This is a genomic window from Acerihabitans sp. (assembly GCF_036398755.1).
Taxonomy (GTDB): Bacteria; Pseudomonadota; Gammaproteobacteria; order Enterobacterales; family Enterobacteriaceae; genus Acerihabitans.
Genome location: NZ_DASWOM010000065.1, coordinates 19,802 through 28,696 on the forward strand (window position 1 = coordinate 19,802; position 8,895 = coordinate 28,696).

General features: G+C 55.3%; 9 protein-coding genes. 2 read left to right on the forward strand and 7 right to left on the reverse strand.

The window, feature by feature from the left end:
* Nucleotide 1: 1 nt before the first annotated feature.
* From VGC33_RS11040 to VGC33_RS11070, 7 genes are all read right to left on the reverse strand, one after another.
* On the reverse strand, nt 2-976 hold the full coding sequence (locus VGC33_RS11040; RefSeq protein WP_331120805.1) for a ribokinase: 975 nt from the start codon (nt 974-976) through the stop codon (nt 2-4).
* Nucleotides 966-1,868, reverse strand: coding sequence for an allose kinase (gene alsK, locus VGC33_RS11045; RefSeq protein WP_331120806.1), 903 nt, complete (start codon nt 1,866-1,868; stop codon nt 966-968). Before alsK ends, VGC33_RS11040 begins: the two co-directional genes overlap by 11 nt.
* Nucleotides 1,865-2,557 carry a D-allulose 6-phosphate 3-epimerase gene (gene alsE / locus VGC33_RS11050; protein ID WP_331120807.1) on the reverse strand — a complete coding sequence of 231 codons (693 nt, stop codon included), beginning with the start codon at nt 2,555-2,557 and terminating at the stop codon, nt 1,865-1,867. The genes alsK and alsE overlap by 4 nt, the downstream gene beginning before the upstream one ends.
* Complete coding sequence (locus tag VGC33_RS11055) at nt 2,557-3,606, reverse strand: ABC transporter permease (protein WP_331120808.1); 1,050 nt, start codon at nt 3,604-3,606, stop codon at nt 2,557-2,559. The genes alsE and VGC33_RS11055 overlap by 1 nt, the downstream gene beginning before the upstream one ends.
* A 15-nt stretch (nt 3,607-3,621) precedes the next feature.
* Nucleotides 3,622-4,611 (reverse strand): ABC transporter permease, encoded by a 990-nt coding sequence (locus VGC33_RS11060; RefSeq protein WP_331120809.1) that lies wholly within the window; start codon nt 4,609-4,611, stop codon nt 3,622-3,624.
* On the reverse strand, nt 4,604-6,109 hold the full coding sequence (locus tag VGC33_RS11065) for a sugar ABC transporter ATP-binding protein (protein WP_331120810.1): 1,506 nt from the start codon (nt 6,107-6,109) through the stop codon (nt 4,604-4,606). Before VGC33_RS11065 ends, VGC33_RS11060 begins: the two co-directional genes overlap by 8 nt.
* Nucleotides 6,110-6,220: 111 nt before the next feature.
* Nucleotides 6,221-7,060, reverse strand: a complete 840-nt coding sequence (locus tag VGC33_RS11070; protein WP_331120811.1) for a DeoR/GlpR family DNA-binding transcription regulator — start codon at nt 7,058-7,060, stop codon at nt 6,221-6,223.
* A gap of 1,055 nt (nt 7,061-8,115) precedes the next feature.
* On the opposite strand from VGC33_RS11070, the gene VGC33_RS11075 reads away from it, so the two are divergent.
* Nucleotides 8,116-8,283, forward strand: a complete 168-nt coding sequence (locus VGC33_RS11075; RefSeq protein WP_331120812.1) for a DUF29 family protein — start codon at nt 8,116-8,118, stop codon at nt 8,281-8,283.
* Nucleotides 8,264-8,368: a DUF29 family protein gene (locus tag VGC33_RS11080; RefSeq protein WP_331120813.1), complete on the forward strand. Its 105-nt coding sequence runs from the start codon at nt 8,264-8,266 to the stop codon at nt 8,366-8,368. Before VGC33_RS11075 ends, VGC33_RS11080 begins: the two co-directional genes overlap by 20 nt.
* The last annotated feature ends 527 nt before the right edge of the window (nt 8,369-8,895 follow it).

Here is an 8,895-nt window from a genome sequence, read left to right on the forward strand (position 1 = left end):
GCTATGCGCCGCTCGTTTCGCCGGCCGCTTCAATCAACGTAATGCCGAGCTGCGGATATTGCTGCATGCGCGCGACCGCATCGGCGTACAGCGGCATCGACTCCGCCGCGCCGGCGCGCTCAACGCACACCGAGGCATAGGCCGAGGCGAACAGCGCCGCCTGCTGCAGCGACTCGCCGGCCGCCAGCCGCGCCGCCAGCGCGCCGTTAAAAGAATCGCCGGCGCCGGTGCTGTCGACCGGCTGCGCCGGATAGACCGGCACCAGCGCCATGATGCTGCCGCTCGACAGCAGCGCGCCCTGCATGCCGAGGGTAATAATGAGCTGGCGCACCCCTTTGGCATGCAGCGCCCGCGCGGCAAGGCGCGCAGAATCGATATCGCTGACCGCAATACCGGTCAGCTGCGAGGCTTCGGTGCTGTTAGGCGTCAGTAAATCCACGTTCTGCAAAAAAACATCGGTGACCTTCTGCCAGGGCGCCGGATTCACAATCACGTAGGTTCCCGACCGGCGGGCATTATCGGCCATGCGCTGAATGGCGCTGAGGTTGTTCTCCAACTGCACCAGCAGGATATCCGCTGCCGCTACCGTCGACTGACAGCGGTTAACCTCCGCGGCGCTGACCGTCAGATTGGCGCCGGGATAGACCGAAATCATATTTTCCGCATCATCGCCGGCGACGTAGATCATGGCGTTGCCGGTCGGCTTCTCCTTGCAGGTAAACAGGGTAATGGCGTCAAAGCCGGTTTTTTCCAGATGACGGCGGGCAAACAGGCCGAAATCGTCATTACCGACCTTGCCGATGTAATGCACGCGCGCGCCGGCGCGCAGCGCGGCGGTCGCCTGATTAGATCCCTTGCCGCCCGGCCCCATCATGCTGCTATGGGCCACCAGCGACTCGCCCGGCGCTGGAAAGCGCGACATTTTGGCGACGATGTCGAGATTGAACGAACCGAATACGCAAACTTTACCTTTCATCCAGCCCCCCGAAATTGCGCGCAGCGGCCAGGCAGGCGCCCCGGCAGCCGGTTTGATCGGTGGCATGGCTGATGATTATTTTCAGCTCCGCGCGCGTCGCCGGCGGGCGCAGATGGCATTGGATCTCGCTGCGCAGCGCCGCCAGCGGGAAGCCGGCCATCGCCAGCACGCCACCGCCGAGGATCAGGTACTCCGGGTCGAGAATATTCGTCTCGCCGGCAATCACCTTGCCCAGCCGGATGATGAACTGCTGCAGCTCCGGGTGTTGGCCATGGCGGATAAAAAGCTGGGATATATCGCTGTCCGGATCGCGCAGCCGCGCCCACTGGCTGAGCCAATGCCCGGAGGTCAGCGTCTCGGCACATCCCCGATTGCCGCAGGGACAAGGCAGTTCGTTATCCGCCCAGGGAATATGGCCTATTTCGCCGGATCCACCGTGCTCGCCGTGATAGAACTGGCCGTTGATCCACAGGCTATTGCCCATGCCGGTGCCAAGATAAAGTCCGACGGCGTTATCCGGCAGCGTTTCAAGCTGCATTAAATCCCACAGCATCAGATGGTTAACGTCTTTATCCATCGCCACCGGCACGCCGGTCATCTCGCTGAGATGGGCCGCGACGGGCATATCGTCCAGCGCCTGAATAAACGGCAGCGAGATAACGTGGCGGCGGTCGCGGCTGAGTATTCCGGGCAATCCCAGCATTACCCCGCTCAGCGGCCGCCTTGCCAGCACCTGGTTAATCAGCGCCGCCAGCGCCGCCAGCGCGTCCGCGGTATTTGCCCAACTGGCGGTCGGAAACTTAGCAAACCCGTCCCATTGATCCTTGCCGCTCAGCGTCAGCAGCCGAGTGTTGGTGCCGCCTATGTCGATACCCAGCCAGGTCGCGCTCATGCTGACTCCCGCAGCGCGCTTTTGGCCCCGCCGATGTCGTCCATCATCAAATCCCAGGCGGTTTCCAAATTGTTATGCAGATTGAACAACCCGGAGGTGCCGACAATCAGCACTTCGGCGCCCGCCGCCAATAGCGTGCCGTAGGTGCGCTGGTTGCAGGAGCCGTCGATTTCAATCAGGTAACGATAGTTCTGCCGGGCTTTCAGATCGCGCAGCTCGGCGATTTTTCCCGTCATTTCGCTGATAAAAGGTTGCCCGGCATAACCGGGGTCCACCGTCATCACGGTGATTTTATCCAGCAGGTGAATGTAGTGATGGATAAACGAGACCGGGGTGGCTGGATTGAGCACCACGCCGACTTTTTTACCCAGCGCGCGGACCTGGTTAATGACCCGGAAGGCGTCGCGGTTGATGGTTTCGGCGTGGGGGCAGATATAATCGGCGCCGGCTTTAGCGATAACCTCGATAAAATCGGTCGGCTTCTCCACCATCAAATGCACGTCGATCGCCACCTGGGTATGCGGCCGAATCTGCTCGATAAAGAACGGCGACAGCGTGATATTTTTCACGTAGTGGCCGTCCATAATATCAATGTGCAGAAAGTCCGCGCGACTGTCGAGCACCGCCAGTTGCTGCTTGATTTCCATCAGGTTCATGCACATCAGCGAGGGGGAAATATGGGTACGCATCAGACTTCCTTTTTTTCGGTTAAACCGGCCTGGCGTGCAAGTAAGGTACTGCGACGCACCGCGCGGGAATGGATAAATTTGGTTTTAAAGAACTTCAGGCCCAGCACCACGATCAGCACCGCCCCCCACATCGCCAGACTGAAATGCTGGCTGATGTGCATCAGGTTAAAACCGGTTGACAGGACCTGCAGGGCAATCAGCGACAGCACCACGCCGGTTACCCGCCCGAAACCGCCGTTGGGGTCGGTACCGCCCAGAATGATCGCCAGCACGGTAATCAGCAGGTAGGAGTCGCCATAGCCGATACGCGCCGAATTAAAGCGCGCCATCATCACGAGCCCCGCCAGCACACACAGCAGGCTGGAGATGACGTAAACCATTATCAGCAGCCGGTGGGTATTGATGCCGCTAAACCAGGTGGCGTTGATGTTGCTGCCGCCCATGTAAATGCATTTTCCGGCGCGGGTTTTGCCAAGAAACAGCGCCATCGCGCCGGCAGTGATAAAAAACAGCCACAGCGGCAACGGTACGCTGAGGAAGCTTCCCGCCCCCAGCGTGCGCACCACCTCCGGCATACCGCTCACCGCCGTGCCGTGCGTCAGCCAGATGCCGATGCCGTTTACCGTCATCATGGTCGCTAGGGTGACCAGGATCGGATGCGCGCCTACCCGGCTTACCATCATCCCGGTAATGACGCCGATCAGCGTGGCGATAAGCACGGCGCCCGCCAGCGCTATCAGCAGCCACAGCAACTGCATGCCGGTTCCGGCCGCGGCGGGCATAAAGTTCAGCAGCACCCAGGCAATAAACAGCGCCGTCAGGTTGGCGGTGGCGATAATGCACAGATTGAGGCCGCCGCTGAGAATGGCGATAAACATCGCCAGCGTCAGCAGCCCCAGTTCCGGCAACTGGAAGCCCATGCTGATAAAGGTGGAGCCGGTTAAAAAGCGCCCCGGCAGCAACAGGCTAAAGCTGGCGATACTGAGCGCAATCAGTAGCAGCAGGCCGGGGTGCGCTTTATCGCTGGTAAAAAAATTGATTTTCTTCATCACCACTCTCCCCGGTCAGACGAAGCTGACATCGGTTTCTCTGCGTTTCTTGTAATGGGTGACGATTATCGCCGCCATAATCACCACCCCGATGACGATATTCATGAAATAGCTGGATACGCCGACCAGGTTCAGGCCGTTTTTAAGGATGGCTATCAGGAACACGCCCATCAACGTGCCGGTCACCGTCCCCTTACCACCCATCAGGCTGGCGCCGCCCAGCACCGTTGCCGCCAGCACGTCCAGCTCGCCGCCGACCAGCGCGTTGGGCACCACCTCGCCGACGCGATAAACCTGCACCAGGCCGCCGATCGCCGCCAGCGCGCCGAGGTAGCCATAGGCGAGAATATGGATCAGCCCAACGCGGATACCGATGCGCCGCGCCGACTCCTGGTCGCCGCCGGTGGCGTACAACTGACGGCCGAGATGGGTTTTATTGAGCAGCAGCCAGGTGATGGCGGCGATAATCAGCATGATGCACAGCGGCAGCCCTAGCTGATAGCTTTGCCCCCTCAGGCTGAACGGCAATACGTTGTGCAGCGTTACCCACCACTCCGGCAGGTTGTACAGGCTGCGGCCGTCGGTTAACCACATCAGAAGGCCGAACAGCAGCGCCTGCATGCTGATGGTGATGATGATGGAGACGATGCGCAGCCAGTAGATCAGCACGGCGTTGATCATGCCAAACAGCGTGCCGCACGCCAGCGCCAGCAGGATGCTCAGCGGCGCATTGTCGAAGCCGAAATTGATAAACAGCGCCGCGATGCCGTATTGCACCACCGACGCCACGGCAGCGAAGGAAATATCAATGCCGCCGGTGACCAGCACCACAAACAGCCCGAGGGCAAAGATACCGGTTACCGCATAGGTTTCCGTCAGGTCGAGCAGATTTTGCAGCGTGAGAAACTGATCGCTGGCAACCGAGAACATCAGGATGAAAAATAGCAGCACCCAAGCCAGCCACCCCTGGCTTGACCGCGGCTTAAGGAAAGATAAATCAGGCATTGATCGCCTCCGCCAGTTGCTGTTGTTCCACCTGCCGCGGCTGATATTCACCATTAATGGTGCCATCACGAAAATGCAGGATGCGATCGCAGTTGTAGTAAACTTCCGGCACTTCATCGGAAATCAGAATGATTGCCAGCCCCTCTTTCGCCAACTGATGTATCAGGCTGTAGATGCTGGCCTTGGCGCCGACGTCGACGCCGACGGTGGGTGAATCAAGGATGAGGATTTTTGGCTGCGTCAGCACCCATTTTGCCAGCACGATTTTTTGCTGGTTGCCGCCGGATAGTGTTGAAATAGCGTGCTCGGGATCGGCCACGCGCACGCCGAGCTGGCTTATCCAGTCGTGGATCAGCTTGTTCTTGCGGTACTCGTCGATCAGGTGAAAACGGTTGCGCAACTGGTCGAGGATCGACAGTACCATGTTGTCCGCCACCGACTGCTGCTGCACCAGCCCAAGCGTCAGCCGATCTTCCGAAACGTAGCCAATACCGGACTTTATGGCGTCCTCATGGCTGCGAAAGCGCACCGGCTTGCTGTCGAGCCAAATCTTGCCGCCGTCGGGCCTGGTCATGCCAAACAGCGACAGCGCCAGCTCGGTGCGCCCGGAGCCCAGCAGGCCGCACAGGCCGAGAACCTCACCCTGATGGAGGGTAAAGCTGACGTTATGGTATTGATTCCTACGGCTGAGGTTTTCCACCTCCAGCAGCTTGCGTTGCGGATTCATGGTCGGCGTTTTTAGCTGATAGTCGAGCTTCAGCCCGGTCATCAGCTCGGTGAGGCGGTGGCCGTCTATTTCGCCGGCAGGCCAGGTGCCGACCTTGCAACCGTCGCGGATCACCGTCACCCGGTCGGAAATTTCCAGCACTTCATCCAGCCGATGGCTGACAAATACCACGCAGATGTTTTTCTCTTTCAGATAGCGCACGGTACGCAGCAACTGGTTAACTTCGGTACGCGTCAGCGAGGCGGTCGGCTCATCCATAATCACCAACCGGGCATCCGCCACCAGCGCCCGACAGATCGCCACCTGCTGGCGCTGCGCGATTGACAGGTCGGCAACCTTCGTCTCCAGCTTCAGGTCGAATTTCAGCTCGTTGATAATCTTTGTCGCGCTGGCGCGCAGTTTTTTCGCGCTATGCCAGCCCAGCAAGCCGTTAAGGTTATGTTCAAAGGCGATGTTTTCCGCCACGCTCAGGTTGGGAAACAGCGACAGGTCCTGATAAATCACCTGGATGCCGAAATCGCGCGCCTGCTTTGGCGTCAGGCGGCCAAAATGTCCGCCGTTATCGAGCGTAATACGGCTGGCGGCGTCCGGCGCGTGGACCCCGGAAATAACCTTAATCAGGGTGCTTTTGCCGCAGCCGTTGGTTCCCGCCAGGCAATGGACTTCTCCGGCCGCCAGCGATAGGGAAATATTGCTCAGCGCACGGTTGCCACCGAAGGTTTTTGACAGATTTTCCAGTGTAATAAGTGCTTGTGGTTCATTCATTTGCATTGTGCAGCCCCGTTTTAACAGTCTGGCTTGTGGTTTCGGCAGGCGGCGACGCGGCATTTGCCGCCGGTCGCGCCAGCAGCGCGCCGGAAATTAACACGCTTGGCGTAATCGTTATATTTCGTGGTGATTAATTAGCTGCACGGCATTATGGCGCTGAGAGCAGTCAATAATATTGACGCCATTCCACGCCAGCTCCTGCTTTAACTCTTTATTACTCAAACTATCGGTAACTAAAAACTCCACGTCGCGGTAATGACAAATACGCGCAAACGAAGGTCTTAAAAACTTACCGGCATCAATTAAAAGATATTTTCTTTCTGATGCCATCAGCATTTGCTGTTTCAGATTGGCATTGTTTTCATTAATCGCCCTTAAATAACCGTCATTGCCCAGACTGCTACAGGAGAAAAATATCTTATTAATCAAAAACTCCTTAAGAGGCTGAGCCGTCACCACGCCGTTGAAATCTTCATTGTGGCTGGAATATTCCCCGCCCAGACAGATGGTGCGAATATGCCCCTTTACCGCCAGCGTCTGCACAATACGCAGCGAATTTGTCAGCACCGTAAGTTCAATATCCGGCAACTGCCTTGCCAGAAACCAGCAGGTGGTGCTGCTGTCCAGCAATATACAGTCCCCCGGGCTGATAAACGCCAGCGCTCGCTTTGCTATTATGGTTTTCGCCTGGGTATTTTCATTCATTCTCAGGCGAAACGGCGACTCATGTTCACTTTGTATATTATTCTTGTTTGGCAAATTTCCTTGGTGTCGGGCCGCCATGACAGCGCCGCCGTGGCTGCGCTGTAATAATCCCTTTTTCTCAAGATGAGATAAATCCCGCCTGATGGTTTCTTGCGAAACGCGACAAAGTTTTACCAGCTCGCCGACCAGTACCCGGCCATGTAAATTCAATTCCTCCATGATGTGACGCTGACGTTCAATGGGTAACATGCTGGCCTCCGATGTTAATAAGTTAAAAGATTACGCGACGCTAAAATGTGTTCTAGGCATAACTGTCAGTCGGCGTTTTTACCATTGCTGAAAAAGTGATATTCGTAAATTTTAATGATGAAAAAAATGTAATGGTATTGATGAATTGTGATAAAAATCACAAATAAAGCATTCCAGGGCCTGAATTAAGCAAACTGGCGGATTTTTCCAATAGTTTCTGCAAGAAACTAATTTACCCGTTTATGACCGTTTATGTGGAAATGACCGCTTCAGAACGCGATGCGCCGCGAACAAAAACGAAAAGGTAGCCAGCGAATCGCGCCAGCCACTACCATCAAAACACTTCTTTGATCGGATGGTCAGCGATCTTTTCCTTATCATGGGAACTCCGGCTGGAACAATAGACGGTTTTGAGCTTCCTTCAATCAATTCATTGCTCATAGCCGGAATCGTTTATGGGAATCTTGAATACATAATTTATCGTTATAGCCAAAAGCTAAAAACAATCTTATTAGCACCCTTTTGTCGTTTTATAACCGGGTTATTTATTGTTTTTTGGCTTAAGGGAGGCTATCCAGATGAACATCCAGGGCATCTAACGGCTTCTGTTAAAAGCAGACGGCGCCGGGAGTGCGCTTACCATTTTTCTCACCTTCTGCTTAAACGAGGTTCTCAGTGGTTAAATTCAGACCATGAAAACTTCTGGTCCTTTATCTTCAATAACATTGATCCCACAAACCGGCCATGCTGATACCGGCAACGAGGCTCCCGAGTTCAGGGGGTATAATGCAGGGTTCAGTTCAAATTATTTATAGTATAAGTATTTGATAAACAATGCTTAACCAAAATTGTGTCGAACACGGGACGATTGAGATCGTGGTCGAACAGCAGGACGACTATTGTTATTCGACATCCGCGCCAATACCAGTGAACCGGGTCAACCGGTCGTAGGTAACCATAGGGATCCACCGCCGCCAAGGTTTCCTGCCACAGTGGAACTCCGCAGTCACAACCTTAATCATTAGTTTCGTCTTGAAGTTCTATTCATACACCTGTTGAAATGGCAGCTCCAGGCGGAAAGACAAGGACGGAGTTGGCGACTAGCCATTGAGGCGCCGCGCCGTAAGATTGAGCGCCGCCTGAAAAAGCCCCAGCCTCAAACATCATCTTCCGAAAATTATCGAAGATGCCTACGGCGATGCGGTGATCAGCGCGGAGCGTGAAACCAATATCAAGCGCAACGTTTTCCCAACTTCCTGCCCCTGGTCTTTTGAACAATTCATGGACCCGGAGTTTTATCCGGAATGATTGCCAAGTAACGGCCACTTTTACTGCTTTGCTGGACTGCCCCTGGGATAGTGGATATTCCAGCTCCCGAGATAACGGCGAAAAAGTCAGTTTAAATATTTAAAATATAACTATATGATAAATAATAGTTAAATGGTTTTTTAACGCCCATCCCCCGCCTGGAAATCCCTTAAGGTTAATCGCCGTTAACGGTATCGTTAAGCCGCACCTGCAAAATCAGGTGCTGGGATTGGAACCTCTGGTGGTGGAAGAAATTCGTCACTCACTAGAGGCTGCCTTATGGCTACGATCCCCACTCAAACTCATGCGTTACCATATCACTCGCTATCGACGCTGTGTCCAGGACGGTCCCATCGGCAGGTTGGGCATTCCTCCATTATTATTACCACTGTTCCCTACGTGAGAGGGATTTATAGGAACTTGAGGCATACGAACATTGACCGGACCATGATCTATCAGTCGAAGGCCCACATTTTGAACGGCAGCGCCTCCCGCACCAAGCAGTGCCCCTGGGAGGCCGGCTTTTG

What these genes read in the sequence shown, in the direction of transcription:
- VGC33_RS11055 (WP_331120808.1), bottom strand. Translation starts at nt 3,606, where the DNA reads ATGAAGAAAATCAATTTTTTTACCAGCGATAAAGCGCACCCCGGCCTG.
- VGC33_RS11070 (WP_331120811.1), bottom strand. Translation starts at nt 7,060, where the DNA reads ATGTTACCCATTGAACGTCAGCGTCACATCATGGAGGAATTGAATTTA.
- VGC33_RS11065 (WP_331120810.1), bottom strand. Translation starts at nt 6,109, where the DNA reads ATGCAAATGAATGAACCACAAGCACTTATTACACTGGAAAATCTGTCA.
- VGC33_RS11040 (WP_331120805.1), bottom strand. Translation starts at nt 976, where the DNA reads ATGAAAGGTAAAGTTTGCGTATTCGGTTCGTTCAATCTCGACATCGTC.
- alsK (WP_331120806.1), bottom strand. Translation starts at nt 1,868, where the DNA reads ATGAGCGCGACCTGGCTGGGTATCGACATAGGCGGCACCAACACTCGG.
- VGC33_RS11060 (WP_331120809.1), bottom strand. Translation starts at nt 4,611, where the DNA reads ATGCCTGATTTATCTTTCCTTAAGCCGCGGTCAAGCCAGGGGTGGCTG.
- alsE (WP_331120807.1), bottom strand. Translation starts at nt 2,557, where the DNA reads ATGCGTACCCATATTTCCCCCTCGCTGATGTGCATGAACCTGATGGAA.